This window comes from Mesorhizobium sp. M5C.F.Ca.IN.020.32.2.1 (assembly GCF_004023105.1).
Lineage (GTDB): Bacteria > Pseudomonadota > Alphaproteobacteria > Rhizobiales > Rhizobiaceae > Mesorhizobium > Mesorhizobium wenxiniae.
Window position 1 is genome coordinate 1 of record NZ_RZSX01001105.1, and the last position, 1,763, is coordinate 1,763.

Here is a 1,763-nt window from a genome sequence, read left to right on the forward strand (position 1 = left end):
ATGCTTTCGTCATGAATGCGTGGGGAAAGTCCTTGGGGCTGCAGAAGATCGAGCTGATCCCAGACGGGTCGGGCGAGTTCACGCGCAAGATGGGCATGCTGGTCGCGAAGGACAATCTGGGCTTTGGCATGCGCTCCTGGCGATACGCCGCTCTGATCGACGATGGCGTGGTGGAGCAGTGGTTCGAGGAGGAAGGCTTCTGTGACAACTGCGAGACGGACCCCTATGGCGTTTCATCCCCGCAAAACGTTCTCGACAAACTGAAGGCGGCGGCATGACCCAGAAGTGGCAAGTCTCACACAACCCCAGCACACACTAGAGCCTCCTCGGCAGATTACCGGTTCAACATGCATCTCTCAGCAAGCCTGCTTCAACGCCAGAAGCAACGTATGGTCTTATCGCCTCAAGCCATTGAAGCTATTCGCTTGCTGCGATTGACGCATACTGAACTCCATCAGCTCGTGGAGCAGGCACTCGAGAAGAACCCCGTTTTGAAGCCTGACCCGTTTGACGACGTTTCGCCGCTGTCAGGGGTGGATCAGCGGAGCAGTCAAAGCAGAAGCGAAATCGGCGAATCGCCCATTGGCGGGCCGTCTGGCGGGCGCGGGCAATGGAAGTCGCAACGCAGTAGCGGCAACGATCGACCTGCCGTCGAGGAGTTTACCGCCCACACCGAAACATTGCACGACCATGTCGCCCGCCAGGTCGCCCTCACCCCGTTCACCCCGCAGGAGCGGCTGATTGCCGGACAGCTCGCCGCCCATCTGGAGGACACTGGCTATCTTCAGGTAAACCTTTTCGATCTGGCCGGGAGGTTAAACGTTCGGCAAGCTGATGTGGAACGGGTCATCGGAATCTTGCAGCAATTTGATCCGCCGGGGATTTTTGCGCGAACTCTCAGCGAATGCCTGGAGATTCAGCTGCGCCAGCAAGACCGGTTCGACCCGGCTATGGCAGCTTTGGTCGCCAATCTCGAGATGCTTGCACGGGGGGATTTTCAGGGATTGAAGCAGCGTTGCGGAGTCGACGAGGAGGATCTCCTCGACATGAGGAACGAAATCCGCGCGCTCGATCCCAAGCCTGGAGACCGGTTCCAGTCCGGGACGCCGGAAACCATCGTACCGGACGTCTGGGTAATGCCCAAGTCCGAAGGTGGATGGCGGGTGGAGCTTGATCCGGCCACGCTGCCCAAAGTGTTGATCAACCACACCTATGTCGCCGAAATCTCGCAGCTGACCAATCAAAATCCGGAAGGCAAAGCGTTTCTCGACCATTGCCAGGAAAAAGGGAACTGGCTGATCAGCTGTCTCGAGCAGCGCGCTAAGACGATCCTTAAGGTTGCGACCGAAATCGTGCGCCAGCAGGATGCCTTTTTTACACACGGCGTCGCCCATCTGCGGCCTCTCTGTCTCAAAAATGTCGCTGACGGGATCAAAATGCACCAGTCGACGGTAAGCCGGGTGGCTTCGAACAGGTACATGTTAACTCCGCGCGGGGTGTTCGAGCTGAAGTATTTTTTCACAGCGACAATCGCATCCTGCGAGGGCGGCGACGCGCACTCCGCCAAATCTGTCCGCCATCGGATCAAGGCAATCATCGCCGAAGAATCGCTCGACAAGGTACTTTCCGACGAAGACATCGTTGCTCAGCTCAAGCAGACCGGCATCAATGTCGCTCGCCGTACCGTCACCAAATATCGCGAGGCGATGAACATCCCTTCCTCCATACTACGGCGCCGTGATAAGCGGTTGTCCGCAGCTGCG

Annotated in this window: 2 protein-coding genes; both read left to right on the top strand. The window is 57.9% G+C overall.

What is annotated here, in order from left to right; all coding sequences use genetic code 11:
* The coding region (locus EOA86_RS33320) for a redoxin family protein (protein ID WP_164892267.1) at window positions 1-278 on the top strand (278 nt) is incomplete at its 5' end.
* Window positions 279-347: 69 nt separating this feature from the next.
* Window positions 348-1,763: RNA polymerase factor sigma-54 (gene rpoN, locus EOA86_RS33325; protein WP_128345436.1), on the top strand; the 1,416-nt coding region annotated here is incomplete at its 3' end.